At 71.2% G+C, this 24,603-nt stretch carries 23 protein-coding genes and 1 pseudogene; 9 read left to right on the forward strand and 15 right to left on the reverse strand.

Annotation, left to right across the window (positions count from 1 at the left end):
* The first annotated feature begins 23 nt into the window (after nucleotides 1-23).
* A complete protein-coding gene (locus tag BGK67_RS18365) occupies nucleotides 24-1,760 on the forward strand; it encodes a sensor histidine kinase (RefSeq protein WP_069921107.1) in 1,737 nt (578 codons plus the stop codon).
* A 79-nt stretch (nucleotides 1,761-1,839) separates the two neighbouring features.
* Here the strand turns inward: BGK67_RS18365 and BGK67_RS18370 are convergent, their stop codons facing one another.
* Nucleotides 1,840-2,742, reverse strand: a complete 903-nt coding sequence (locus tag BGK67_RS18370) for a Cof-type HAD-IIB family hydrolase (protein WP_069921108.1) — start codon at nucleotides 2,740-2,742, stop codon at nucleotides 1,840-1,842.
* 125 nt (nucleotides 2,743-2,867) lie between these two features.
* Between BGK67_RS18370 and BGK67_RS18375 the strand changes: the two genes are divergently transcribed.
* Entirely contained in the window at nucleotides 2,868-3,773 is a 906-nt protein-coding gene (locus tag BGK67_RS18375) for an LLM class flavin-dependent oxidoreductase (protein WP_069921109.1), read from the forward strand.
* Between the two features lie 261 nt (nucleotides 3,774-4,034).
* Here the strand turns inward: BGK67_RS18375 and BGK67_RS18380 are convergent, their stop codons facing one another.
* Complete coding sequence (locus BGK67_RS18380; RefSeq protein ID WP_069921110.1) at nucleotides 4,035-4,574, reverse strand: RNA 2'-phosphotransferase; 540 nt, start codon at nucleotides 4,572-4,574, stop codon at nucleotides 4,035-4,037.
* 134 nt (nucleotides 4,575-4,708) lie between these two features.
* On the opposite strand from BGK67_RS18380, the gene BGK67_RS18385 reads away from it, so the two are divergent.
* Entirely contained in the window at nucleotides 4,709-5,497 is a 789-nt protein-coding gene (locus BGK67_RS18385) for an aquaporin (protein ID WP_079154260.1), read from the forward strand.
* A gap of 91 nt (nucleotides 5,498-5,588) precedes the next feature.
* On the opposite strand, the gene BGK67_RS18390 is transcribed toward BGK67_RS18385, so the two are convergent.
* From BGK67_RS18390 to BGK67_RS18405, 4 genes and pseudogenes are all read right to left on the reverse strand, one after another.
* The gene (locus tag BGK67_RS18390; protein WP_069921111.1) at nucleotides 5,589-6,509 is read right to left on the reverse strand and encodes a MerR family transcriptional regulator; all 921 of its coding nucleotides are present in this window, start codon (nucleotides 6,507-6,509) and stop codon (nucleotides 5,589-5,591) included.
* A gap of 10 nt (nucleotides 6,510-6,519) precedes the next feature.
* A pseudogene (locus tag BGK67_RS18395) lies at nucleotides 6,520-6,720 on the reverse strand (metal-dependent hydrolase); the annotation flags it as partial.
* Nucleotides 6,721-6,818: 98 nt separating this feature from the next.
* Entirely contained in the window at nucleotides 6,819-8,618 is a 1,800-nt protein-coding gene (locus tag BGK67_RS18400; RefSeq protein WP_244291250.1) for an SDR family oxidoreductase, read from the reverse strand.
* Nucleotides 8,615-9,442, reverse strand: a complete 828-nt coding sequence (locus BGK67_RS18405) for a M24 family metallopeptidase (RefSeq protein WP_069923959.1) — start codon at nucleotides 9,440-9,442, stop codon at nucleotides 8,615-8,617. Before BGK67_RS18405 ends, BGK67_RS18400 begins: the two co-directional genes overlap by 4 nt.
* 216 nt (nucleotides 9,443-9,658) lie before the next feature.
* On the opposite strand from BGK67_RS18405, the gene BGK67_RS18410 reads away from it, so the two are divergent.
* The 5 genes from BGK67_RS18410 to BGK67_RS18430 all read left to right on the forward strand — a co-directional run bounded on the left by BGK67_RS18410 (nucleotide 9,659) and on the right by BGK67_RS18430 (nucleotide 13,898).
* Nucleotides 9,659-10,648 (forward strand): ABC transporter ATP-binding protein, encoded by a 990-nt coding sequence (locus BGK67_RS18410; protein ID WP_079154261.1) that lies wholly within the window; start codon nucleotides 9,659-9,661, stop codon nucleotides 10,646-10,648.
* On the forward strand, nucleotides 10,638-11,525 hold the full coding sequence (locus BGK67_RS18415; RefSeq protein ID WP_069921114.1) for an ABC transporter permease subunit: 888 nt from the start codon (nucleotides 10,638-10,640) through the stop codon (nucleotides 11,523-11,525). The genes BGK67_RS18410 and BGK67_RS18415 overlap by 11 nt, the downstream gene beginning before the upstream one ends.
* A complete protein-coding gene (locus BGK67_RS18420; RefSeq protein WP_069921115.1) occupies nucleotides 11,522-12,433 on the forward strand; it encodes an ABC transporter ATP-binding protein in 912 nt (303 codons plus the stop codon). Before BGK67_RS18415 ends, BGK67_RS18420 begins: the two co-directional genes overlap by 4 nt.
* Nucleotides 12,434-12,447: 14 nt before the next feature.
* Nucleotides 12,448-13,167, forward strand: coding sequence for an ABC transporter permease (locus BGK67_RS18425; RefSeq protein ID WP_069921116.1), 720 nt, complete (start codon nucleotides 12,448-12,450; stop codon nucleotides 13,165-13,167).
* 80 nt (nucleotides 13,168-13,247) lie between these two features.
* Complete coding sequence (locus BGK67_RS18430) at nucleotides 13,248-13,898, forward strand: rhomboid-like protein (protein WP_069921117.1); 651 nt, start codon at nucleotides 13,248-13,250, stop codon at nucleotides 13,896-13,898.
* A gap of 163 nt (nucleotides 13,899-14,061) precedes the next feature.
* Here the strand turns inward: BGK67_RS18430 and BGK67_RS18435 are convergent, their stop codons facing one another.
* The 9 genes from BGK67_RS18435 to BGK67_RS18475 all read right to left on the reverse strand — a co-directional run bounded on the left by BGK67_RS18435 (nucleotide 14,062) and on the right by BGK67_RS18475 (nucleotide 23,867).
* On the reverse strand, nucleotides 14,062-14,874 hold the full coding sequence (locus BGK67_RS18435; protein ID WP_069921118.1) for an HAD family hydrolase: 813 nt from the start codon (nucleotides 14,872-14,874) through the stop codon (nucleotides 14,062-14,064).
* Nucleotides 14,871-16,148, reverse strand: a complete 1,278-nt coding sequence (gene serS, locus BGK67_RS18440; protein WP_069921119.1) for a serine--tRNA ligase — start codon at nucleotides 16,146-16,148, stop codon at nucleotides 14,871-14,873. Before serS ends, BGK67_RS18435 begins: the two co-directional genes overlap by 4 nt.
* Nucleotides 16,149-16,674: 526 nt before the next feature.
* Nucleotides 16,675-17,610, reverse strand: a complete 936-nt coding sequence (gene pheA / locus BGK67_RS18445) for a prephenate dehydratase (RefSeq protein ID WP_069921120.1) — start codon at nucleotides 17,608-17,610, stop codon at nucleotides 16,675-16,677.
* 42 nt (nucleotides 17,611-17,652) lie between these two features.
* On the reverse strand, nucleotides 17,653-19,011 hold the full coding sequence (efeB, locus tag BGK67_RS18450; RefSeq protein WP_079154262.1) for an iron uptake transporter deferrochelatase/peroxidase subunit: 1,359 nt from the start codon (nucleotides 19,009-19,011) through the stop codon (nucleotides 17,653-17,655).
* On the reverse strand, nucleotides 18,936-20,966 hold the full coding sequence (locus BGK67_RS18455; protein ID WP_069921122.1) for a copper resistance CopC/CopD family protein: 2,031 nt from the start codon (nucleotides 20,964-20,966) through the stop codon (nucleotides 18,936-18,938). Before BGK67_RS18455 ends, efeB begins: the two co-directional genes overlap by 76 nt.
* A 22-nt stretch (nucleotides 20,967-20,988) precedes the next feature.
* Entirely contained in the window at nucleotides 20,989-21,480 is a 492-nt protein-coding gene (locus BGK67_RS18460) for a copper chaperone PCu(A)C (protein WP_069921123.1), read from the reverse strand.
* Complete coding sequence (locus BGK67_RS18465; RefSeq protein WP_069921124.1) at nucleotides 21,477-22,130, reverse strand: SCO family protein; 654 nt, start codon at nucleotides 22,128-22,130, stop codon at nucleotides 21,477-21,479. Before BGK67_RS18465 ends, BGK67_RS18460 begins: the two co-directional genes overlap by 4 nt.
* A 70-nt stretch (nucleotides 22,131-22,200) precedes the next feature.
* Complete coding sequence (locus tag BGK67_RS18470) at nucleotides 22,201-22,917, reverse strand: YcnI family copper-binding membrane protein (protein WP_069921125.1); 717 nt, start codon at nucleotides 22,915-22,917, stop codon at nucleotides 22,201-22,203.
* Between the two features lie 107 nt (nucleotides 22,918-23,024).
* Nucleotides 23,025-23,867, reverse strand: coding sequence for a hypothetical protein (locus BGK67_RS18475; protein WP_069921126.1), 843 nt, complete (start codon nucleotides 23,865-23,867; stop codon nucleotides 23,025-23,027).
* A gap of 224 nt (nucleotides 23,868-24,091) precedes the next feature.
* On the opposite strand from BGK67_RS18475, the gene BGK67_RS18480 reads away from it, so the two are divergent.
* Entirely contained in the window at nucleotides 24,092-24,535 is a 444-nt protein-coding gene (locus tag BGK67_RS18480) for an ATP-binding protein (RefSeq protein ID WP_069921127.1), read from the forward strand.
* Nucleotides 24,536-24,603 lie beyond the last annotated feature (68 nt).

Below are 24,603 nucleotides of genomic sequence, written 5' to 3' on the forward strand. Positions count from 1 at the left end.
CGGGACTAACTAGGCTCAAGGGCATGTCAGTGCAGGAGTCCCAGGAACCGCCGGAACCATCACCGGGTACACCGGACCCTCTGGAGGCCGCCACCCAGGCCACCAGGAGTCTGCAAGGCCTGTCCACCGAGCTCACGGCCCGGGTGCCGCAACTGCTGGAGGCCATGAGGTCGGTCGGCACCGGGCTCGAACTGCACTCCACGCTGGACCGGATCTGCGAGACGGCCGCCGAGCTCGCGGACGCCCGCTACGCGGCGATCGGCGTCGTCGACATCGAGGGCCGTGGACTTTCGGACTTCGTCACCTTCGGGGTCAGCTCCGAACTGGCCCGGAAGATCGGGCACCGTCCGGACGGGAAACGGGGCCTGCTCGGGGCGCTGATCTCCCATCCCGACACGGTCCGGCTCGAGGATCTGACGAACGATCCGCGCTCGGCGGGCTTCCCGCCGCACCACCCGACCATGAAGACGTTCCTCGGGGTCCCGATCCGCGTCCAGGGGGAGATCTTCGGCAATCTGTACCTCGCCGAGAAGAACGGCGGCGGCCCGTTCAACGACTACGACGTCCACATGGTCCGGGTGCTGGCCACCGAGGCGGGCATCGCCATCGGCAACGCCCGGCTGTACGAGGCGGCCACCCAGCGGGAGCGCTGGATCGACGGCTCGGTGGCCGTCACCACGGCCCTGCTGTCCGGCGGGGATGCGGACGACGCCCTCGCGGTGGTGGCCGAGCAGGCCCGCCGCCTGGCCGACTCCTCCGCCGGGATCGTGATGCTGCCGGCCGAGGAAGGCGGCATGGAGATCGTGGCCGTCTCCGCCGAGAACCCGGCCACCTCGCTGGGCGTGGTGATCCCCGCCGAGAGCCCGGTCGTGCACCACCTCCGCCAAGGGGAGCCCGTCTTCGTGGACGACGCGGCCTCCGACCCCCGCATGATCAGCAAGCTGACCAGCCAGTACGGGCCTTGCATGATGCTGCCGCTGCACAGCGGCGGCCGGGTGCTGGGCGCGCTGGTCACGCCCAGGGCCCGCGGCAAGCGCCCGTTCAGCGAGGCCGAGCGGACCCTGGCCACGCAGTTCGCCTCGCAGGCGGCGCTCGCGCTGATGATGGCCGAGGCGCAGCGCGACCGGGAGCGGCTCGCCGTGTTCGAGGACCGCGACCGCATCGCCCGCGACCTGCACGACCTCGTCATCCAGCGGCTGTTCGCCACCGGGATGATGCTGGAGGGAGCCCAGCGCCGCTCCATCGTCCCCGAGGTCCGCGACGGGGTCGGCAAGGCCGTGGACGAGCTGGACGTGACGATCCAGGAGATCCGTACGGCCATCTTCGCCCTCCAGCAGGGCCCGGCGGAGGCCCCCTCTGGGCTGCGCACCCGGGTGCTCCGGGAGATCAACATGGCGGCCGTGCCGCTGGGCTTCAAGCCCGCGCACCGCTTCCTCGGCCCGATCGACGCGGTCGTCGGCGAGCTGGTGGGCAAGAACCTCATCGCGGCGCTGCGCGAGGCCCTGTCCAATGCCTTCCGGCACGCCGACGCCTCCCGGATCGAGGTGGTCCTGGACTCCACGATCACGCTGGCGGACGGACGCCCCGGCGTCCGGCTGGAGGTTGCCGACGACGGGGTGGGCATCCCCGCGGGCGGGCGGCGCAGCGGGCTGCGGAACCTGCGCCGGCGGGCCGAGTCCCTGGGTGGGGCGAGCTCGTACGGCCCGGGCATCGGCGAGGACGGCGGCGGGACCACGGTGGTGTGGGAGGCCCCGCTCTAGGGGGCCCTGCCGGTCAGGGCGGAACCGCCCCAGGAGGTCCCGTCTATCCGGCCGGACCCGCTCCAGGGCGCCCTGCCGGTCAGGCCGAGCTCGCGCCGTGCTGATGCTGAGCGATCCGGTCGGCCACGATGCGCTCGATGACGACGGCGACTCCGTCCTCGTTGTTCGCCGTCGTACGGCCGGAGGCGGCTGCGATCACGTCCGGATGGGCGTTGCCCATCGCGTAGGAGGTGCCGGCCCAGCTGAGCATCTCCACGTCGTTCGGCATGTCCCCGAACGCGACGACCTCGGCGGGGGAAATGCCCCGCTCGGCACAGCACAGCGCCAGGGTGCTCGCCTTGGAGACGCCTTGTCCGCTGATCTCCAGCAGGGCGGTCGGGCTGGAGCGGGTGATCGAGGCGTACTCGCCCGCGGCCCCGCGGGCCAGGGCGAGGAACTCGTCCGGGGCCAGTTCGGCGTGGTGCGCGAGCAGCTTGAGCACCGGCGGGGCGGCCTCGTCCGTGTGCTCGGCGAGCAGCTTCTCGGCGACGGCGACGTGGGCGCCGGGGTCCTTGTAGAAGGGCGGGTACGCCGGCTCGTAGTTGATGCCGGTGGTCAGCTCTACCGCGAAGGAGGTGCCCGGCGCGGCCTCGCGCAGGGCGGTCACGACAGCCAGGGCGGCCGCCCGGGGAAGCGCTCTGACCTGGACGAATTCCCGCCCGGCGTGGAGATCGACGACTGCCGCGCCATTCGCGCAGATCGCCAGGCCGTGACCGTGGACGTGGTCGCTGACCACGTCCATCCAGCGGGCGGGTCGTCCGGTGACGAAGAAGACCTCGATCCCTACCTCCTCGGCGGCGGCGAGAGCGGCGACGGTGCGCAGCGAGACGGACTGGTCATCGCGCAGCAGGGTGCCGTCGAGGTCGGTGGCGATGAGCCGGGGGGCGGGGAGGGGCCCGTCCGGGCACTGGGAAGCCGAGGTCACCGACCCATCTTCGCCCATCACCCCGGACCGGCCTGACCACGGGGGACCGGTGCCGTGGTGGAGGCCGGATGTTTCACGTGAAACACAGGGGTCCGGCAAGGATGTTTCACGTGAAACACAGGCGCGGCCGTAGGCTCGAACGCATGAGTCTGCGTCTGAGCACGGTGATCCTTCCGGTACGTCGATGGCACGAAGGGGGGCGCGACCAGTGGGTCCGGGCAGAGCAGCTCGGGTTCCACACCGCCTATACCTATGACCATCTGTCCTGGCGGGCCTTCCGTGAAGGACCGTGGTTCGGAGCGGTGCCCACTTTGACCGCGGCGGCCGGTGTCACCGAGCGGCTGCGCCTGGGAACGCTGGTCACCTCGCCGAACTTCCGCCACCCCGTGGCCCTCGCCAAGGAGCTCATCACCCTTGACGACGTCTCGGGTGGGCGCGTCACCCTCGGCATCGGCGCGGGCGGCAACGGCTTCGACGCCACCGCACTGGGGCAGGAGTCGTGGAGCCCCCGCGAGCGGGCGGACCGGTTCGCCGAGTTCGTACCGCTGCTGGACGCGCTGCTGACCGAGGGCGCGGTGAGCTCGCAGGGCACCTTCTACTCCGCGGTGGAGGCTCGCAACATCCCCGGCTGCGTCCAGCGGCCGCGCCTGCCGTTCGCGGTCGCCGCCACGGGCCCGCGGGGTCTGCGGCTCGCCGCGCGGCACGGGCAGGCCTGGGTGACCACGGGTGACCCGAAGCTCTTCGAGGAGGGCACCCCCGAGCAGTCGTTGGAGGCGTTGCGCGGCCAGGTCGGACGGCTGGAGGCGGCGTTCGCGGAGATCGGGCGGGAGGTCGAGCCGATGGAGAAGATCCTCCTGACCGGCTTCACGCCCGAGCGGAACACGATGCTGGAGTCCGTGGACGCGTTCGTCGACTTCGCGGGTCGTCACCTGGAGCTGGGTTTCACCGAGTTGGTGATCCACGCGCCGATCCCGGACTCCGATTTCGCCGCCGACGAGTCGGTCTTCGAGAAGATCGCCGTGGAGGCGTCGGCCCAGCTGACCGGCTGAGCCCTGTCCCCGCGGCCGTCGCCGCCGCCCCTGGGCGGGAGCGGCGACGACCGCGGGGCCGCCGGCCGCCGGCACCAGCCGCAGCGCCTCGATCTTCGACCCGCTCAGCGACGCCGGCGCGTTCCCGTCCTCGTCCGCGTCGCCCGGGTCCGCCCTCCGTCCTCGTCCTCGTCCTCGTCCTCGTTGAAGCGTTCCGGCTGTGCTCTGACCCACCGGTCGAGGACCTGGCCAGTTGGTGTCAGGTGACGCGCCCGGGGCGCGCTACTGGAAGCGCAGGAACCGCGGCGGTACGGCGTCCACCAGCCAGACCCCGTTGGCGCTGATCCGGAAGACGTGCCCGGCCGCGCGCATCGCCCCCGCGTCCACGCTGAGCACCACGGGCCGGCCGCGCCGCGCGCCGACCCGGGTCGCGGTCTCCCGGTCGGGGGACAGGTGCACGTGGTGGCGGGCCATCGGGCGCAGGCCCTCGGCGCGGATCGCGTCCAGGGCGGCGGCGACGGTGCCGTGGTAGAGGTACGCGGGCGGTTCGGCTTCCGGAAGACCGAGGTCCACCTCCACGGTGTGGCCCTGGCTGGCCCGGATCCGGGTGCCGTCGACGGCGAACCGCTGTTTGTCGTTGGCGGCCACGACGTGGTCGAGCTCGGCGCGGCTGAAGGCGAAGCCGTGGGCGGCGGCCGCGCGCAGCAGGTCCTCGATCTCCACCCAGCCGTGGGGGTCGAGCACCAGTCCGATCCGCTCCGGCTGATGCCGCAGGTGTTTCGAGACGTATTTGGACACCTTCACGGTGCGTTTGTCGTCCATGGCTCCAGCGTGCCGGGTCGGGCTCCTCTGCGGCTGGGATTTTCCGGGGTGCCGACGGGGGTGGACGCCCTCTACCGCTCTTCCAAGATACGGAATACATTTTCCGCTGCCACTTCTGCCCAGGGGGAGAAACCATGACAGCCCAGGCCTCTCTGCCACGCCGCGCGGCCGCCGAACTGATCGGAACAGCAGGCCTGCTCGTGGTCGTGATCGGCTCCGGAATCCAAGCCTCCCAGCTCAGCCGCGACACGGGTGTCGCCCTCCTCGCCAACTCGGCCGCCTCCGCCATCGGCCTCGGGCTGATCATCACGCTCTTCGGCCCGCTGTCGGGCGCCCACCTCAACCCGGTGGTCACCCTCACCGCCTGGTGGTCCCGGCGCACCGGCGGGGAGGGGCTGGACGGCCGGGAAGCGCTGACTTACGCCGCTGCCCAGACGGCCGGAGCGATCGGCGGGGCGGTCCTGGCGGAAGCCATGTTCGGCCGGACCCCCGGAGCCTTCGCCACCCAGGTCCGCGACGGCGGCCATCTGCTCATAGGCGAGGTCGTCGCCACGGCCGGGCTCGTCCTCGTGATCCAGGGGCTCGGCCGCATCGGGCGCCCCGGGCTCGTCCCGGCCGCCGTCGCCGCGTACATCGCCGCCGCGATCTGGTTCACCTCGTCCGGTTCGTTCGCCAACCCGGCCGGCACCGTCGGGCGCAGCTTCAGCGACTCCTTCACCGGCATCGCCCCGCAGTCGCTTCCCGGGTTCGTCGCGGCCCAGCTGATCGGCGGGATCCTCGGCCTGGCACTCGCCGGCCTCCTGTACGGAAACTCGCGGGCCGCGAAGCCGGTGCCGGTGCCGGTGCCGGTGGAGACCCTGGCCGAGCCCGGCCCGGTGGACGGGACGACTCCCACCAAGGCCGCGTACGAGACCATCGGCTGATCTCCCGGCCCGCGTTGCCCACAGGAAAAGGGGACTTGTCCACAGCCGTTTGGGCGGGTTTTGACGGCAAACGCGTGATCCGCCCTGTGGACTACTGTCCGGGCTCCGCCCGGCGTGCCAGATCGTTCATCGTCCGGGCCTGGAGCTCCCGCTCCGTCGCGGCCCGGACGAACTCCGCCACGTGATCGGGGCCGACGAGGTCCTGCACCGCACGCACCGTCCCCGCCGGGAGCGCCACGGGAGCGGGACCCGACGGTTGCGGTGACCCGCCCGCTCCCAGGTGCCGCTGCAGATGCCGGGTCGCGAACAGCCGCATCGCCCGCGCCAGCTCCGCGTCCACGGTCTGCTGCGCCAGCGGCCGCAGCCGGCGCACCATCGTCGCCGCCTCCGCCGCGTCCGTGTCGGTCGGGGGCACCTGGCCGAGGTAGCGGGCGAAGACGTGCTCGGTGGTGAACTCCAGGAACCGCGAGGCGATGTGCTCCACCTGCCCGCGCAGCTCCCGCAGGTGGCCGGTGATCGCCGACAGCGGCACGCCGGCCGCGTACAGCTCGGCGGCCACCGCCAGCTCCTGCGGCGAGGGCACCAGGAACTGGTCCGGGCGCCCCGGGATCCGCTCCAGCACTCCCAGTTCGCAGGCCTCGTCCACCGCCTCGTCGTCCGGCTTGCCGCCGAAGCGCTCGTTCAGCTCCGCCCGGCTGATGCGGGCCGCCTCCTCGTCGGTCCACGGCCCGTGCACCTCGGCGACCAGCCCGAGCACGCCGCCCAGCCCGCGCCCGGCGTCCCAGGCCTCCAGCAGCTCCTTGATGGAAGCCAGGGTGTAACCGCGGTCGAGCAGGTCCGCGATCTGCCGCAGCCGCGCCAGGTGCGTGTCCCGGTAGACGTTGGAGCGGCCCCGCCGCTCCGGTTTCGGCAGCAGACCCCGGTCCTGGTACGCGCGGATCGTGCGCACCGTCGCCCCGCTGTGGTGCGCCAGATCCTCGATCCGGTACTCGGCCACCGCCTGATCGGACAATCCCGGCTCCCTACGACATCGCGGCTCTGCCGACCGCACCCGCCGCGGCCCGGGCGGCGGGTGACGCCGCGAGGTACTCGACCGCCCTGCGCAGCGAGCCCTCCTGCGAGGGATGGTACGACCGCCGGAAGTAGCGGGGTATGGCCATGCCGAGCTCTCTCCACGCGGGCGGCAGGCCCTTGGCCACCGCGTGGTTGTGTCCGCGCGGCGAAGAGCGGGTCGCGGTGGCCTCGTCGGGTATCCGGTGCGGCGGTGTGGACTTCCAGCCGAAGGCCGCCCGGGTCGGGCTGATCGGATACCGGGCCCCGGTCACAGCCGGGGCTCCAGCCGCGCGATGCGCCGCAGGGTGCGCGGGGCGAAGCGGGACATCCACAGGGCGCCCTTGGACTCGGGCGTCACCGGCACCACGGCCTCGTTGCGCACCACGGCCCGCAGGATCGCGTCGGCGACCTTCTCCGGCGGGAAGTTGCGCAGCCCGTACAGCCGCGAGGAGCGTTCCTGGCGGCGCCTCTCCTCGGCCTCGTCCACCCCGGCGAAGCGCGAGGTGGCGGTGATGTTGGTGTTGACGATGCCGGGGCAGATCGCGGAGACGCCGATCGATTTCGACGCCAGTTCGGCGCGCAGGCACTCCGACAGCATCAGCACCGCGGCCTTGGAGGTGCTGTAGGCGGGCAGGGTCCTGGAGGGCAGGTAGGCGGCGGCGGAGGCGGTGTTGACGATGTGTCCGCCCTGCCCGCGCTCGGCCATCTGCTTGCCGAAGATCCGGCAGCCGTGGATGACGCCCCACAGGTTGACGTCGAGGACCTTCTTCCAGTCTTCGGCGCTGGTGTCGAGGAAGGCCCCGGACAGGCCGATCCCCGCGTTGTTGACCAGCACGTCCACGATCCCGTACTCCGCGGCGACCTTCGCCGCGAGCTTCTCCATGGCCTGCTCGTCGCTGACGTCGGCGCACTCGCCCCAGGCCTCGGGGGCACCGACCAGGCGGGCCATGTCCGCCGTGCGCGCCGCGCCCTCGGCGTCCCGGTCCACGGCCACCACCCGGGCCCCCGCCTCGGCGAAAGCGAAGGCGGTGGCGCGGCCGATGCCGCTGGCCGCGCCGGTGACCAGGACCAGTTGGCCGCCGAAGCGGTCGGCGTACTTTCCCGGAGCCTTCTGCTCCGGAGACCGCGTGGCGGGCTCCTCCCGGGCCGTGACGAACTCGGTGATCCACGCCGCCAGCTGGTCGGGCCGGGTCCGGGGCACCCAGTGCTTGGCGGGCAGCGTGCGGCGCACCAGATCCGGGGCCCAGCCCTCCAGGTCGTCGTAGAGCCGCTCGGACAGGAAGGCGTCCCCGGTCGGGGTGATCAGCTGTACGGGTACGTGGGCGTACGCGTCAGGGCGGGGCCGGCGCAGCCTTGGGCGCACGTTGTCGCGGTAGAGCCAGGCGCCGTGCGCCGCGTCCGAGGGCAACGAGGCCGTCGGGTAGGAGCCGGCCGGCACTTTCTCCACGCGCTCGAGGATCGCCGGCCACCGCTTGCCGAGCGGCCCGCGCCAGGCGAGCTCCGGCAGCACGGGCGTGTGCAGCATGTACACGTACCAGGACTTGGCGCCCTGGCCCAGCAGCTGCGCCGCCCGGCGCGGGGTGGGCCGGGCCATCCGCTTCTTGATCCAGTGCCCGAAGTGGTCGAGGGAGGGGCCCGACATCGAGGTGAAGGACGCGATCCGGCCCTCGGTACGGGCGACGGTGGCGAACTCCCAGCCCTGGACGGAGCCCCAGTCGTGGCCGACCAGGTGGACCGGCCGGTCCGGGCTGACCGCGTCGGCCACGGCCAGGAAGTCGTCGGTCAGCTTCTCCAGGGTGAAGCCCCCGCGCAGCGGCTGCGGCGCGGTCGAGCGCCCGTGGCCGCGTACGTCGTAGAGCACCACGTGGAACCGCGCGGCCAGCCGCTCGGCGACCTCCGACCACACTTCCTTGCTGTCCGGGTAGCCGTGGACCAGGACCACCGTGGGCTGCTCGGCGTCGCCCAGTTCGGCCACGCACAGCTCCACCCCGCCGGTGTTCACCCAGCGCTCGCGCGCGCCCGCCGGTCCTGCCGTACCCGTCGCGTCGATGCCGTTCATGCCGCTCATGCCGCCTTCTCCTCAGCCCAGCGCCGCACGTGCGGCAGATCGTCGTCCAGCCAGAACGCGCTCTCCTCGGGGTCCCGGGAGTCGGTGACGACCAGGATCTCCTCGAACTTCGCACCGGTGCCCCGGAAGCCCAGATGCGGCTCCACCGCCCACAGGCCGGGCTGCGGCGCGTGGTCGGAGAAGCGGTAAGGGCTCCACAGCGGAGACCATCCCTCACGGTGCCCGTGCAGTGCGTCGGAGGCCAGCCCCTTCAGGGACTGGGTGCCGAAACCGAACGCCGTCGGGGACCAGCGCCGCTCCTTGACCCGGTCGATCTTGTGCGCGATCACGCCGAAGGGATAGGCCCGGTGCCGGTTGGCGTACCCCTGCCGGGTCATGAGCCGCTCGACGTTCCCGTAGATCTCGCGCAGGGAGCGGCGCTCCCGGACCTGCTCCAGGATCAGGGTGCGGTGCGCCTGCAGATCGGACATGAGCCGGTCCTGCACCGGGTTGAGTCCGAGGCTGCCCGAGTAGCCGATGTCCGCCGCGTAACCCTTGTAGACCGGGGCCATGTCGAGGATGAAGGGCATCCCCGGCTCCAGCTTCCGGTTCGTCGGGAAGAACTGCAGCGGGATCTTGAAGTCCGCGAAGGCGGTGCGGTCGCCGAACCAGGCGAAGGGCAGGTGGAACCAGTCGCGCACGCCGCGCTCGCGCAGCCACTCCCGCTGCATCCGCGCCGCCTCGCGCTCGGTCATTCCGGGGCGCAGCTGTGCGGCGACGGTCTCCGCGCACTCGTAGGAGAGGCGCTGCACTTCCCTGAACCCGCGAAAATCGTCCCCTGCCATGGTCAGCACCCGTCTCGGTCGCCGTACGTGCCCGTAAGTTGACACTGATGAATGTGACAATGACTGGAGATCACGTCAAGGGTGGTGCACAGACCTGTGGACAAAGTTGTCCGGTCCACATCAGCCTCCAGTACGGGCATGTACGCCTGAAGGCTGAGACGGGATCCAGCTCAAGGTCTGACGATTCGCGCGAGCTCCGCCACTAACGTCGAAGCCGTGACTGTCATCGCGACCGAAAGCCTGAGCAAGCGGTACCCCCGAGTGACCGCCCTCGACCGGCTCTCCCTGGACATCGGGCCTGGTGTGACCGGCCTGGTGGGCGCCAACGGAGCCGGCAAGTCCACGCTGATCAAAATCCTGCTGGGACTGTCCCCCGCCACCGAGGGCAGCGCCGCCGTGCTCGGCCTCGACGTCACCACGCATGGCAGTGCCATCCGTGAACGCGTCGGCTACATGCCCGAGCACGACTGCCTGCCACCCGACGTCTCGGCCACCGAGTTCGTCGTCCACATGGCCCGGATGTCCGGGCTCCCGCCCACCGCGGCGCGGGAACGCACCGCCGACACCCTGCGTCACGTGGGGCTCTACGAGGAGCGCTACCGCCCCATCGGCGGCTACTCCACGGGCATGAAGCAGCGCGTCAAGCTGGCCCAGGCGCTCGTCCACGACCCCCAACTGGTCCTCCTCGACGAGCCCACCAACGGTCTCGACCCGGTCGGGCGCGACGAGATGCTCGGCCTGATCCGCCGCGTCTACACCGACTTCGGCATCTCCGTCCTGGTCACCTCCCACCTCCTGGGCGAGCTGGAGCGGACCTGCGACCACGTCGTGGTCGTCGACGGCGGCAAGCTGCTGCGCTCCAGCTCCACCAGCGACTTCACCCAGATCACCACGACCCTGGCGGTCGAGGTCACCGACTCCGACGAGCACCCGGACGGCACCGCCGCCCTGCGCAAGGCGCTCACCGAGGCGGGCATCGTCCTGCACGAGGGCGAGGAGCAGGGCCTGCCCGGCGCCGGCCACATCCTCCTGGTGGAGGCCACGGGCGAGGAGACGTACGACCTGGTCCGCGACACCGTCGCCGACCTCGGCATCGGCCTGGTCCGCATGGAGCAGCGCCGCCACCACATCGCGGAGGTCTTCCGCGAGAACGAACAGCCCGCGCGGTCCACCCACCAGAAGGGAGCCGGTTCCGATGGCGCCTGACACCTCGACCCAGATCCACAACATCGGCTACCGGTCCTACGACGGGCCCCGGCTCGGCCGCGGCTACGCCCGCAAGTCGCTGTTCTCGCAGTCCCTGCGCGGCGCCTACGGACTCGGCCGGTCCGCCAAGTCCAAGGTCCTGCCGATGATCCTCTTCGCGGTGATGTGCGTTCCCGCCCTGATCCTCGTCGCGGTGGCCATCAACATCCCCGGCTCCACCGACCTGCCGATCAAGTACACGACGTACGCCCTGACCACCCAGGTGGTCATCGGACTCTACCTCGCCTCGCAGGCACCCCAATCGGTCTCCCGCGACCTGCGCTTCAAGACCGTTCCGCTCTACTTCTCCCGGCCCATCGAGCGGGTCGACTACGTGGTGGGCAAGTTCGCGGCCATGGCCTCGGCCCTGTTCATCCTCACCGCCACCCCGCTGTTGATCATGTGGATCGGCTCGCTGCTGGCGAAGTTCGACTTCGGTGACCAGACCAAGGGATTCGGGCAGGGACTGGTGTCGGTACTGCTGCTGTCGCTGCTGTTCGCGGGCCTCGGCCTCGTCATGGCCGCGCTCACGCCCCGCCGCGGATTCGGCGTCGCGGCGATCATCGCCGTGCTCCTGATCCCGTACGGCGCGGTGACCGCCGTCCAGGGGATCGCCTACAGCACCGGGAACACCGGAGCCATCGAGTGGATGGGCCTGTTCTCCCCCATCACCCTGATCGACGGGGTCCAGACGGCCTTCCTCGGCGCCACCACCGCCTTCCCCGGTGGTGAAGGCCCCTCGGCCGGCACCGGCGTCGTCTACCTGCTCGTCGTCCTCGGCCTCATCGCCGGCTCCTACGCCGCCCTGATGGCCCGCTACCGGAAGGCCGGGCTGTGACCATCATCGACATCGACCACACCTCCCGCTGGTTCGGGAACGTCGTCGCCGTCAACGACGTGACCATGCGCATCGGTCCCGGCGTCACCGGCCTCCTCGGCCCCAACGGCGCGGGCAAGTCCACCCTCATCAACATGATGGGCGGCTTCCTGGCCCCCTCCACGGGCACCGTGACCCTCGACGGCACGCAGATCTGGTGCAACGAACAGGTCTACAAGCAGATCGGCGTCGTGCCCGAGCGCGAGGCCATGTACGACTTCCTCACCGGCCGCGAGTTCGTCGTCGCCAATGCCGAGCTGCACGGGCTCGGCGACGCCGACGCCCAGCGGGCGCTGGCCACGGTGGAGATGGAGTACGCCCAGGACCGCAAGATCTCCACGTACTCCAAAGGCATGCGCCAGCGCGTGAAGATGGCCTCCGCCCTCGTCCACGACCCGTCCGTGCTGCTCCTCGACGAGCCGTTCAACGGCATGGACCCGCGCCAGCGCATGCAGCTGATGGACCTGCTGCGGCGGATGGGCGACGACGGACGGACCGTCCTGTTCTCCTCCCACATCCTGGAGGAGGTCGAGCAGCTGGCCTCCCACATCGAGGTGGTCGTCGCCGGCCGGCACGCCGCCTCCGGCGACTTCCGCAAGATCCGCCGCCTGATGACGGACCGCCCGCACCGCTACCTCGTCCGCTCCTCCGACGACCGGGCCCTCGCCGCGGCCCTGATCGCCGACCCGTCCACGGCCGGTATCGAGGTCGACCTGAAGGAAGGCGCCCTGCGCATCCAGGCCGTCGACTTCGGGCGCTTCACCGAGCTGCTGCCGCGGGTCGCCCGCGCGCACGGCATCCGGCTGCTGACGGTCTCGCCTTCCGACGAGTCCCTCGAGTCGGTCTTCTCCTACCTCGTCGCGGCCTGAAGGAGCTGGCACCCATGTACGACCCCACCGTTGCCCGGCTCACCTACCGGGCCCTGCTCGGCCGCCGCCGCGCGCTGATCCTCTTCCTGCTGCCCGCCCTGCTGATCCTGATCGCGATCGCCGTCCGCGCCCTCACGGGTGTGGACGACAAGGTCGCCGCCGACCTGCTCGGCGGTTTCGCCCTCGCGACGATGGTCCCGCTGATCGGTGTCATCGCCGGCACGGGCGCCATCGGCCCCGAGATCGACGACGGATCGATCGTCTACCTGCTCTCCAAGCCGGTGAAGCGGCCGACGATCATCATGACCAAGCTGACGGTGGCGATCGCCGTCACCATGGCTTTCTCCGCGATCCCCACCCTGATCGCCGGATTCATCCTCAACGGCAACGGACAGCAGATCGCCGTCGCCTACACCATCGCGGCCCTGGTGGCCTCGATCGCCTACAGCGCGCTGTTCCTGCTGCTGGGCACCGTCAGCCGGCACGCGGTCGTCTTCGGCCTGGTCTACGCCCTGATCTGGGAGTCGCTCTTCGGCAGCCTGGTCTCAGGGGCCAAGACCCTCAGCGTCCAGCAGTGGGCCCTGTCCCTGGCCGAGAAGGTCGCGGGCGAGGGATACGTCGACGCCACCGTCGGCCTGCCCACCGCCGCGGTCCTGCTCACCGTGGTCACCGTCGGCGCCACCGTCTACGCGGGCCAGAAGCTGCGACGCCTCACCCTGGCCGGCGAGGAGTAGGTCCCGCCCACCGCTTGAAGACGTGCCCCGCCCAGCCCACCGGCCAGGCGGGGCACAGCTTCGCGCGTCATCATCGGGGCATGATCGAGCACACCGAGCCCGAGCCGTCCAGGCCCTTGCGGGCCTGGATACGCTCCTCGCCCGGAACGCACATCTGGCTCATGATCATCGCGATCACCAGCATCATCGTGGCGATCGCCCCCGACCGGGTCGAGCACATCCTGCTCCACCGCCACAGCAGCAACATCCACCAGCTGGTCGAACACCCCGTCCGGGCGCTCCTGAGCAGTGCCTTCTGGATCGAGAACCCGGCATCCCTCGCCCTCTACGCCGCGCTCTTCGAGCTGTTCCAGGCCCCCGTCGAACGCTGGCTCGGCACCTTGCGCTGGCTGGTCATCGTCGCGGCCGCGCACATCGTCGCCACGCTGGTCAGCCAGAAGGTCCTCCTGACGGCCATCGAGGACCACCGCGCCCCGCGCAGCATGACCCACGTGGTGGACATCGGCGTCAGCTACGGAATCGCGGCCGCCGTCGGCGTCCTCACCTACCGGCTCCCCAGCCCCTGGCGGTGGCTCTACCTCGCGGGCGCCGTCGCCTTCTTCGGCCTCCCCCTCCTCACCGGGGGCACCTTCACCGATCTCGGCCACGCCATCGCGCTCTGCGTCGGCCTGCTCGCGTGGCCGCTCACCCGCCGCGCAGCTTCCGGGGGCACTGTTTCACGTGAAACATGAACAGCCGGCCCCGGATCCAGGGCTGACGCACCGAAATTCGCTGGTACGGGGAGTGCGCGAGGGGGAGAGTGATGCGTGCGGGGAGCAACAAAAGGTCCGGGGCAGCCACTTCGAGCGCGCCGTCTGGCGCGGGCTGCCCCGGACCTCTCGTAAGTCGTGGGGATTACGCGGCGCCCAGCAGACGTTCGAGGACCACGGCGATGCCGTCCTCCTCGTTGGAGGTCGTCACCTCGTCGGCCACCGCCTTGAGTTCAGCGTGTGCGTTGGCCATGGCCACCCCGTGCGCCGCCCAGCCGAACATCGGGATGTCGTTGGGCATGTCGCCGAAGGCGATCGTCTCCGCCGCCTTCACCCCGAGCCGGCGCGCGGCCAGCGAGAGGCCCGTGGCCTTGGTCAGCCCCAGGGGCAGGATCTCCACGATCCCGGGGCCGGCCATCACGATGTCGACCAGGCTGCCCACCGTCTCGCGGGCCACCTTGACGAGCGCGTCGTCGTCCAGTCCCGGGTGCTGGATGTACAGCTTGTTCAGCGGGGCCGTCCACACCGCGGCGGTGTCCTCCAGGTATATCGCCGGCAGGCCCTCCTGCACCTGGTAGCCGGGCCCGAACAGGACCTCGCCGTCCACCCCGTCCCGGCTGGCCGCCAGGGCCAGCGGACCGATCTCGGCCTCGATCTTCGCCAGCGCGAGCCCGGCGAGCTGCCGGTCCAGGGTCACCGAAGTCAGCAGCCGGTGCGCGCCCGCGTCGTAGACCTGCGCCCCCTGCCCGCACACGGCGATGCCCTGGTAGCCGAGATCGTCCAGGACGTGCCGGGTCCAAGGGACGGCACGGCCGGTGACGACGATGTGTGCCGCGCCCGCCGCGGTGGCCGCGACGAGCGCTTCACGGGTGCGTTCCGAGACGGTGTCGTCGCCGCGCAGCAGCGTGCCGTCGAGGTCGGTCGCGACGAGCTTGTACGGGAACGGGACCGGGCTCACTTGGTGATCGGCTCCAGGACCTCGCGGCCGCCGAGGTACGGACGGAGCGCCTGTGGCACGTGCACCGAACCGTCGGCCTGCTGGTGGTTCTCCAGGATCGCGACGATCGTGCGCGGTACGGCGCACAGCGTGCCGTTCAACGTGGACAGCGGCTGGGTCTTCTTGCCGTCGCGGTAGCGGATCGACAGGCGGCGGGCCTGGAAGCCGTCGCAGTTCGAGGCGGAGGTCAGCTCGCGGTACTTGCCCTGGGTCGGGATCCACGCCTCGCAGTCGAACTTGCGCGAGGCGGAGGCGCCCAGGTCACCCGTGGCGACGTCGATCACCTGGAACGGCAGCTCCAGGCTGGTCAGCCACTGCTTCTCCCACTCCAGGAGGCGCTGGTGCTCGGCCTCGGCCTCCTCCGGCGCGACGTACGAGAACATCTCGACCTTGTCGAACTGGTGGACGCGGAAGATGCCCCGGGTGTCCTTGCCGTACGTACCGGCCTCGCGGCGGAAGCACGGCGAGAAGCCGGCGTAGCGCAGCGGCAGCTTGTCGGCGTCGATGATCTCGTCCATGTGGTACGCGGCGAGCGGGACCTCGGAGGTGCCGACCAGGTAGTAGTCGTCCTTCTCCAGGTGGTACACGTTCTCCGCGGCCTGGCCGAGGAAGCCGGTGCCCTCCATGGCGCGCGGACGGACCAGTGCCGGGGTGAGCATCGGGATGAAGCCGGCCTCGGTGGCCTGCGCGATGGATGCGTTGACCAGTGCCAGCTCGAGCAGGGCGCCCACGCCGGTGAGGTAGTAGAAGCGCGAGCCCGACACCTTGGCGCCGCGCTCGACGTCGATGGCGCCCAGCGACTCGCCGAGTTCCAGGTGGTCCTTCGGCTCGAAGCCCTCGGCGGCGAAGTCGCGGATCGTGCCGTGCGTCTCCAGGACGGTGAAGTCCTCCTCGCCGCCGACCGGGACGTCCTCGTGGACGATGTTGCCGAGCTGGAGCAGGAGCCGCTTGGCGGCTTCGTCCGCCTCGTTCTGCTCGCTCTCGGCCGCCTTGACGTCCTGCTTGAGCTGCTCGGCCTTCTTCAGGAGCTCCGCCCGCTCTTCCGCGGAGGCCTTCGGGATGAGCTTGCCGAGCGACTTCTGCTCATTGCGCAGTTCGTCGAAGCGCATGCCGGAGGACCTGCGGCGCTCGTCGGCGGAGAGCAGTGCGTCGACGAGTTCGACGTCCTCTCCACGAGCGCGCTGCGAGGCGCGGACACGGTCAGGGTCTTCACGGAGCAGCCGGAGGTCAATCACCCCTCCAGGCTACCGGGCTGGGGTTCCTGGGATCACACCGATATCACGCTGCGTGTCGCTATGTCCTAATTGCCGCGAATGCATAAGTCTTGACTGCTGGCCGGAAGTGAACCTTCTCGGCCGGTCAATAAAAGCGGTCCCATTCCGCGAAAAGGGGCACATCGCCGACCGTGCGCAGCGCCTGAGCAGGGTCGGAGGCGGTTCCTTGTCCACAGGAGTTACCCGGCGGCAGATCTTATCCACAGGCTGTGCGCTGTCGCTGTGGACACGTATATAGATCATTGAGGACCGGTAGCGGGTCGGAGTGAATCAGGGTTCAAACCACCCTCACACACTCATTCGGGTGGGAATGACTCGCCCCAAAGAGTTGATCCGCGATATGGGGGTGACGTCGTTCACCTTCCGCTCTCCAGCGCGAAACCTGGGCCCTGCGACCGATTTGTCGACCTTGTCATGCCGCTCTGTCGACTTGTCCCCAGGTCGCCATCCGCGCCTGTGGATAACTTTGTGGACAGTGGGTGAAGTCTCAGGCCCGGCCGTCCAGGCAGCGCGTCAGCCAGTCGGAGGCGGCGGTGAAGTCGCCATCGGAGGTTCCGGGCCTCGGCGCGCGGACGTCACCCTGAGCGACGCCCGCCCGCGGGTAGGACCCGAGGAACCGGACCTGGGGACAGGTGCGCTTGAGGCCCATGAGGGCCTCGCTGACGCGGCGGTCGGAGATGTGCCCCTCGGCGTCGACCGCGAAGCAGTAGTTGCCGATGCCCTCCCCCGTCGGCCGGGACTGGATCAGCATCAGGTTGACCCCCCGCACGGCGAACTCCTGGAGGAGCTCCAGCAGCGCACCGGGGTGGTCGTCGCCGAGCCACAGCACCACGGAGGTCTTGTCGGCGCCCGTCGGAGCGGCGGGCCGGGCGGGACGGCCGACGAGGACGAAGCGGGTCTCGGCGTTCTCGGCGTCGTGGATCTCGGTGACCAGCGGGACGAGCCCGTAGGTGGCGGCGGCGAACTCGCCGGCGAAGGCCGCGTCGAAACGGCCCTCCTGGACCAGCCGGGCGCCGTCGGCGTTCGAGGCGGCCGACTCCCACACCGCGTCGGGCAGGTTCGCCCGCAGCCAGTTCCGCACCTGGGGCTGGGCGACCGGGTGCCCGGTGACCGTCTTGACGTCCGACAGCGAGGTACCGGGGCGCACCAGCAGCGCGAAGGCGATCGGCAGCAGCACCTCCCGGTAGATCATCAGCGGTTCGCCGGAGGCCAGTTCGTCGAGGGTGGCGGTGACCCCGCCCTCGACCGAGTTCTCGATCGGCACCAGGGCGGCAGCCGCCTCGCCGTTGCGCACGGCGTCCAGGGCGGCCGGGACCGACACCATGGGGACGAGCTCCCGGGTATCTGCTTCCGGCAGTGTGCGCAGGGCTGCTTCGGTGAAAGTGCCCTCGGGTCCGAGATACGTGAAGCGGGTGGCCGACATGCGGTCAGCCTAATGCCGGGGTGCCGCCCGCCGGGGTGCTGTTCACCCTTCGAGCAGCCGCTGCCCCACGTACTCGCCGGTGCGGGGACCGGCCGGAACCGCGTAGAGGCCGCTGGACTCGTGCCGGATGAAGGCCGACAGCGCGTCACCGCGGTCGAGCTTGCGCTGGACGGGGACGAACCCGCGCAGCGGATCGGCCTGCCAGCACACGAAGAGGAGTCCCGCGTCGGGCGCACCGTCCGGGCCGATCCCGTCGTGGAAGGAGAAGGGGCGCCGCAGCATGGCGGCTCCGCCGTTCTGCTCGGGTGCGGAGATCCGGGCATGGGCGTTGGCCGCGATGACCGGCTTGCCGTCGACTCCGATCTTGTCGAGTGCCATCTCGGTGGTCTCGCCGCCGCCGGTCAGCGGGGCGCCGGTGGCCTTGGTACGGCCGATCACCTGCTCCTGCCGAGCGAGGGGCTGCGCGTCCCACGCGTCGAGGAGCATCCGGATGCGCCGGACGACGGCGTACGAGCCGCCCGCCATCCAGGCGTGCTCGGCGGGCCCGGGGCCGGCGGCGGGCACGAAGATCCGCTTGTCGAAGTCGGGCTCGGAAGGCTTCGGATTGCCCGTTCCGTCGATCTGGCCCATGAGATTGCGGGCGGTCATCGGGGCGGCGGTGGCGCCGGGCGAGCGGTTGAACCCGTTCATCTGCCAGCGGACGCGGGCCGCCTGCCCCGCGTCCTTCTGGAGGGCGCGCAGGGCGTGGAACGCGACGAGCCCGTCGTTGGCGCCGATCTGCACCCACAGGTCGCCGTTGCTGCGCTGGGCGTCGAGGTTGTCCGAGGAGAAGTCCGGCAGCGGGTCCAGGGCGGCGGGGCGGCGGGCGGTGAGGCCCGTGCGCTCGAAGAAGGAGTGGCCGAAGCCGAAGGTGACCGTCAGGGAGGACGGTCCGGCGTCGAGTGCGACGCCGGTGTCGTCGGTCGGGGCCGTCTCCCCGGCCATCAGTCGTCGGGCGGTCTCGGACCAGCGCCGCAGCAGCGCGGCGGCCTCCGTGCGGCCCGCCCCCGCGGCGAGGTCGAAGGCGACGAGGTGCCCCTTGGACTGCAGGGGCGTGGTGATGCCCGCCTGGTGGTCGCCGTGGAAGGCGACCTGGGTGGCGCCGAGGGAGGACAGGCTGCCCGCGGCCCCGGAGGCGGAACCGCTCCCCGAGCCGGCGAACGCGGACTGCCCGAACGCGCCACCGGCGGCGCCCAGCGCGAGCCCGGCGGCCCCTGCGGCGCCGACGGTGCCCAGCAGCCGGCGGCGGGAGATCTCGATGTCGGTGTTGCTCTCGGTCACGCTGGTCAGCCGATCTTCACGGTCTTGTGGACGGTCGTCTGGTCGATGTCGGACGTGCGGACGGTCACGTCGATGCGCCATTCGCCGGCGAGCGGCAGCTGCACACCGGACGCCGTCCAGTGCCCCGGCGCGGCGCGTTCGGGCAGGAGGGGCAGGGGGCCGATGTCCTTCGCCGGGAGGGTGAAGGACACCTTGACCTCGGGGAGGTCGAGGGGCGTGCCCGCTGCGGAGTCGGCCCACAGATGAAGGGTGTTGGCGCCGACCCGGCCCGGGTCGAGCTCGAGCCGGACGTTCCCCTTGCCGTCCCGGCCGCCGGTGTCGAAGGGCAGGGTGATCTTCACGGCGCGGTCCGGAACCGCCGTCGCGGTGGAGCCCCGGGATGCCTCCTGCTCTACGGTGCGACCGGGCTCGGTGCTCGTGAGCACCGTGGTGACGGCGAGCAGTGCCACGGCGACACCCGCCTCGGCGAGGACGGAGCGGCGCAGGCCCGCACGGTCCGGATCGGCGTCGCGGACCCGCTTCTCGCGGGCGCTCTCGAGCGCGGCGCGCTGCCGGGCGAGCTGGGCGGCGCGCCGGGGGTCGGCGGGCACGGCGGCCGGCTCTGTTTCACGTGAAACATCGACTGCGGCGACGGCTGTTTCACGTGAAACATCGGCTGTCGCGGCGACTGTTTCACGTGAAACATCGACGCTGTCCGCGGGAGCGTCGGCGAGCCGTGCGGTCCACTTGCGGGACAGGTAGGCGATGCCGACGAGGACGGCGACCAGGCCGACCTTCAGGAGCAGAAGCTGCCCGTACGAGGTCCCGGTCAGTGCCGACCAGCTGCCCAGCTGGCGCCAGGACTGGTAGACGCCGGTGACCGCGAGCACCAGGACGCTGACGAAGGCGACCTGGGAGAAGCGCCGGACGGCCGCCCGCTCGATCCCGGGGACCTTGTACAGGGCGACGAGCAGAGCGGTCAGCCCGCCGAGCCAGGTGGCCACGGCCAGCAGGTGCAGGATGTCGGCCGGCATGGCGATGCCGGGCTGGATGCCCGTGGCGGCGTGCTCGGACAGGGCCCAGGTGGCGGCGATGCCGGCGGACACGACGGCCCCGCCGATGCCCAGGCCGAAGGTGAGGTCGTTGGTGTCCCGGGCCTCGGCGTCCCGGGCCTCCTCCGCGTCCTCCGCAGAGGTGTCCACCACGCCGTCCTCAGCTGTCACGGCGGCGCCCTGCCGGCGTGCGTAGACGCCGAAGAGGACCGCGATGAAGAGGGCCGCGGCGCCCAGCAGGAGCAACCGCGAGATCAGTGAGGCCCCGGTCTTGGTCTCCAGGACGTCCTTGAGGCCTTCGAGGTCGAAGAGGTCGGCGAACTTTCCGGACCCGGTGTAGGGGGCGCGGAGCACGAGCATGGCGAGGGTGGCGGCCGTCAGGGTCACCCAGGCACGAACGACGAGCTTCTGGAGCGGCCGTTCGGCGGCGCCCCGGCGCCAGCACAGCAGGATGAAGGCGGCGCCGCCGACGAGGACGGTGAAGCCGGCGTAGGCGGCGTAGCGGGCGATCCCGTACGCGATGCCGACCGGCCCGCCGCCCGCCTGGGCGGCGGGCAGGGTGACATCGGTGGCCGAAGGCGCTCCGATGGAGAAGGTGAAGGCGCCGGAGATCGGGTGGCTGTCGGCGGAAACCGCCTGCCAGGCGACGGTGTACGTGCCGTTGGGCAGCCCGGGGCGCAGCGCCGTGCCGTAGCGGATGGTGCTCCCGCTGCACATGTCGCGCAGTTCGCCGGTGTCCACCCGCCTGCCCTGCGGGTCGAGCACGCGGATGGAGTCGTCGCCCAGGGCGACCTGCTCCGAGAAGGAGAGCGTGACCTGGGCGGGGGCCGTGGCGACCACCGCCCCGTCCGCGGGGTCGCTCGCGGTGAGTGCGGCGTGTGCCGAGGCCGGGGAGGCCGCGGTGAACAGGGCCGCCAGCAAGGCCGCGAGGACCAGCACGAGGCGCGGCAGCAGTGCCGCGGTCCGGGAGTGCACCGTGGAGGGGGCGGGGGCGGTGGCCGTCATGGCGAGTCGCTTCCTCGGTCCGTCAGTGGCCGTTGCCGGCGGTGGATGTCGGAGCCTGACCGGTGTACGTCCGTTCCTTCACATCGAGCTCGACCTTGACCGGGCCGGCCTTCTCGAAGCGCAGCTCGATGGTGACCTTGTCGCCGACCGTCGGCGTGCTCTTGAGCCCCATGAACATGATGTGGTCGCCGCCGCGCTCCAGCTTGAGCTCGCCGTTGGCGGGCACGTCCAGGGACGGGACCTGCTGCATCTTCTGGTTCTTCGTCTCGTGGATCTGCAGATCGTCGGAGAGCGGGGAAGTGACGCCGGTGAGCTTGTCGGCGGTCCCGGAGTCGTTCTTGATGACCATGAACGCGCCGGCCATCTTGTCGTTGACCGGCTGGGGCATGAAGGCGCCGCTGACCGTCGGCGCGGCCTCGGACGCCCCGTCCTCGGAGCCGGAACAGCCGGATATGGCGAGTGCTGCCGTCAGGGAGAGGGCGGCGGCGAGAGTGCGGGTGGTGCGGGCGTTCACGGGTTCTCTCCCTTGATGATCTTCGGCAGGTCCTTGGTGTAGTCGTCGACGGTCGTGCCCTCGCCGTAGAGGACGTAGCCCTCGTCCGTCTTGGGCGAGAACGCGATGACCTGGGCGCCGTGCATGGAGACGACGTCGCCGTTGGCCTCCTTCTTGGGGGCCTCGATGCCGATGCCGAGCGAGCGCGCGGCGGCCTGGATGGTGGCGAAGTCCCCGGTGAGTCCGGTGAAGGCCGGGTCCTGGTTCCTGAGCCACGAGGCGAGGGAGTCGGGAGTGTCCCGTTCGGGGTCGGTGGTGACGAAGACGACCTGGAGGTTGTCCTGGTCGGCCTTGGGGAGTGCCTTCTTGGCGACGGCGATGTTGCTCATCGTCAGCGGGCACACGTCGGGGCAGTGGGTGTAGCCGAAGTAGATGAGCGTCGGCTTGCCCTTGGTCTGCTCGCGCAGGTTCCACGGCTTGCCCGTGGTGTCGGTGAGGAGCAGCTCCGGCTTGGTGAACGGGCGGTCCAGCACGGTCGCGGCCTTGGTGGTGCTCTGGCCACCGGAGATCTGGGTGACCGAACCGGGCTTGGCGGTTTCGCCGCCGCAGGCGGTCAGGGTGAGTGCGGCCGCCGCGAGGAGTGCGGCGACCGTCACGCGTGTGGTGCGCATGGAGAGATGTCCCTGGGATCGGGGATGTGACGGGGTGTTCGGGAACGGCAGGGCGACGGGGCGCGGCCGGTCAGGCGGAACGGCGGCGCGAGGCGACGCCGAAGGCGACACCGCCGAGCCCGATCACGATGCCGGCGATGCCGAGGGCGCGCGCGGTCGTGTCGGAGCCGTGCTTCGCGTCGGCCTGGTCGTGGCCGTGCCCGGTGTCCTCGGCGTTCTTGTCGGCGTTCTTGTCACCGGCGTCGTGGTGATCGGCGCCCTTGGCGGCGGTCAGCTTCAGGACGGGCGCGGGGTTCTGCGGCTCCGCGGCGCCTTCCTTGGCCTCCTCGATCCAGCGGACGACCTCACCGTTGTCGTAGGTCTGGATGGACTTGAAGACCATCTGGTCCGCGTTCTCGGGCAGCTTGCCCACGGAGAGCGGGAACTGCTGGAACTTGCCGGGCTCGATCTTGCCGCCGGACCAGGTGACCTTGGTGACGGCCTTGGTGATCTGCTTGCCGTGCACGGTGAGCGGCTTGTCGAGGTCGCTGGTCTCGACCTTCACGGTCCAGCCGGGGACGTCCTGCGGCATGACGGACGTGAGCGGCTGGTCGACCGGGAAGTTGACTTCCAGCTGCGTGGTCGAGGCGTTGTCGCGCTCGTTGGGGACCTTGAAGTTGATCGTCGCGTAGCCGCCCTTGGCGGCCTCGCCGGGCTGTACGCCGACGTGCGCCGAGGCGGGACCGGACAGCACGAGGACGGTACCGGCGGCGAGGGCGGCGGCGAAGGAGACACGAGAGGTCTTCATGGCAGGAACACTCCACGGAAGCGGGGGTGACGGTGGCTCCGCGCGGGTGCGCGCGGAGTTCGCGGCACCGGTCCCGTCGTGTGTGTCCCGGGGAGGAGGGTGCCGCGTCAGGCTGCGAGGGCGAGCGCCGGTGGCGGCCCGCGCCTGATCACGGCGTGCTGGAGCGCCTCACGGCCGGTCGCGGCCGCGGGACCGGCTGCGGTCCGCGGGATCCGCGGGATACCGGCGGGCGTGCCCGGGAGTCCCGCGCGGAGGGCGCGTACGAAGGCCAGCGCGGCCCGCAACGGGCGTACCGGGTCGGCTTCGGCGGACAGCCGGGACAGTTCGACGAGACGGAACAGCGCGGCGTCGCCGCGGCCGAGGAGCCAGCCGGCGGCCAGCGCGGCCAGCAGGTGGCCGAGCAGCATGGCAGGGCTGAACAGCCCGGTCGCGGGCGCCGTGGTGGCCGCCTGCGCCACGTGGGCGTGCGCCTCGTGGCCGTGCGCGGCGAGCTGCCCGGCCTGTGCGGCCTCCGCGGCGAGGGCGGCCGGGTCCAGCCCGGCGGCCGTCAGGATCTGCCGGGCGTCCGCCGGGCTGAGCGGTACGGAGTTGCCCCCGCACACCAGCCGCGCGGCGAGCTCGGCCAGCGAGCTGTCGGCGGCGGTGGCCGGGGTGCGAGCCGCCGACGCCGCCGCGGCGCTGTGCTGGCCGAGGCCGAACACCGTGTGCAGCGCGAGCTGTCCGGCGGTCAGCCCGGCCGCGATGCCGGGCAGCGAGCGCCGGCGTCCGGCGAGCGGCGCGGCCACCGCGAAGACGGCGAGGAAGCCGAGGCACAGGGACCACCAGGGCACCGTGGCACAGGACGCCAGGGCGTGCCCGGCCGCGGACAGCACGACACAGACCGCGGTGAACACCGCGGCCCGGATGAGCCGGAGGCCGGCTCCGGCGTGCGTCGCGTGGGGGGCAGTCATGGCCGGGCCATCATCGCACTGCCCCTGGGCCCTCCATACGGCAGGTCCGGAAGGTCCCATGAGTCCGTCATGGGACCTGCCCCGGCAGCTTCGCCGCCGGACCGCGACGGCCACCGCCGCATATACCGGATCCCGGGAGGGCCGCATCGGCCGAACGAGGGCAATCGGGTTCTCGGAGTCCTTTGAGCGCTTACGGTCGCCCCTGGGCGGCAATAGGTAACCGTATGAGCATCTGGTGGTCTCTCCACTTGAGGCGCGAAGCCGCGAGCGTGCCGCTCGCCAGGCGACTGCTGCTCGGGACGATGGAGACCGCGGGGGTTGACCCGGACATCTCCTACGACCTCTCGGTGGCGCTCAGCGAGGCGTGTGCGAACGCCGTGGAGCACGGCGGGAGCGGCGCGATCCCGGACGAGACCGAGGCGTACCACGTCACGGCCTATCTGGACGGGGACTGCTGCCGCATCGAGGTGACCGATTCGGGTCCGGGATTCCCGCCGGCGGCGGTCACCCGCCGCAGACCCTCGCTGGCCGAGCACGGCCGCGGCATGCACCTCATCGAGGAGCTCGCCGACCACGTCCGCTTCCGCAACCGGCCCGGCCGGGGCGCGGTCGTGACTTTCGACAAGATGCTGAAGTGGCGCGACGGCGCACTGCTGAGCGTGTCGTAGAACCGAGGCGCCGTGGCGGAACGACGGGCCGCGCAGACACCGGTGGGCGGGGCCCGTTGCCGGGACCC

The sequence above is a fragment of the Streptomyces subrutilus genome (assembly GCF_001746425.1).
Classification (GTDB): Bacteria; Actinomycetota; Actinomycetes; order Streptomycetales; family Streptomycetaceae; genus Streptomyces; species Streptomyces subrutilus_A.

What these genes read in the sequence shown, in the direction of transcription:
- BGK67_RS18365 (WP_069921107.1), top strand. Translation starts at nt 24, where the DNA reads ATGTCAGTGCAGGAGTCCCAGGAACCGCCGGAACCATCACCGGGTACA.
- BGK67_RS18370 (WP_069921108.1), bottom strand. Translation starts at nt 2,742, where the DNA reads ATGGGCGAAGATGGGTCGGTGACCTCGGCTTCCCAGTGCCCGGACGGG.
- BGK67_RS18375 (WP_069921109.1), top strand. Translation starts at nt 2,868, where the DNA reads ATGAGTCTGCGTCTGAGCACGGTGATCCTTCCGGTACGTCGATGGCAC.
- BGK67_RS18380 (WP_069921110.1), bottom strand. Translation starts at nt 4,574, where the DNA reads ATGGACGACAAACGCACCGTGAAGGTGTCCAAATACGTCTCGAAACAC.
- BGK67_RS18385 (WP_079154260.1), top strand. Translation starts at nt 4,709, where the DNA reads ATGACAGCCCAGGCCTCTCTGCCACGCCGCGCGGCCGCCGAACTGATC.
- BGK67_RS18400 (WP_244291250.1), bottom strand. Translation starts at nt 8,618, where the DNA reads ATGAGCGGCATGAACGGCATCGACGCGACGGGTACGGCAGGACCGGCG.
- BGK67_RS18405 (WP_069923959.1), bottom strand. Translation starts at nt 9,442, where the DNA reads ATGGCAGGGGACGATTTTCGCGGGTTCAGGGAAGTGCAGCGCCTCTCC.
- BGK67_RS18415 (WP_069921114.1), top strand. Translation starts at nt 10,638, where the DNA reads ATGGCGCCTGACACCTCGACCCAGATCCACAACATCGGCTACCGGTCC.
- BGK67_RS18425 (WP_069921116.1), top strand. Translation starts at nt 12,448, where the DNA reads ATGTACGACCCCACCGTTGCCCGGCTCACCTACCGGGCCCTGCTCGGC.
- BGK67_RS18430 (WP_069921117.1), top strand. Translation starts at nt 13,248, where the DNA reads ATGATCGAGCACACCGAGCCCGAGCCGTCCAGGCCCTTGCGGGCCTGG.
- pheA (WP_069921120.1), bottom strand. Translation starts at nt 17,610, where the DNA reads ATGTCGGCCACCCGCTTCACGTATCTCGGACCCGAGGGCACTTTCACC.
- efeB (WP_079154262.1), bottom strand. Translation starts at nt 19,011, where the DNA reads ATGGCGCATCGACGTGACCGTCCGCACGTCCGACATCGACCAGACGAC.
- BGK67_RS18455 (WP_069921122.1), bottom strand. Translation starts at nt 20,966, where the DNA reads ATGACGGCCACCGCCCCCGCCCCCTCCACGGTGCACTCCCGGACCGCG.
- BGK67_RS18465 (WP_069921124.1), bottom strand. Translation starts at nt 22,130, where the DNA reads ATGCGCACCACACGCGTGACGGTCGCCGCACTCCTCGCGGCGGCCGCA.
- BGK67_RS18470 (WP_069921125.1), bottom strand. Translation starts at nt 22,917, where the DNA reads ATGAAGACCTCTCGTGTCTCCTTCGCCGCCGCCCTCGCCGCCGGTACC.
- BGK67_RS18475 (WP_069921126.1), bottom strand. Translation starts at nt 23,867, where the DNA reads ATGACTGCCCCCCACGCGACGCACGCCGGAGCCGGCCTCCGGCTCATC.
- BGK67_RS18480 (WP_069921127.1), top strand. Translation starts at nt 24,092, where the DNA reads ATGAGCATCTGGTGGTCTCTCCACTTGAGGCGCGAAGCCGCGAGCGTG.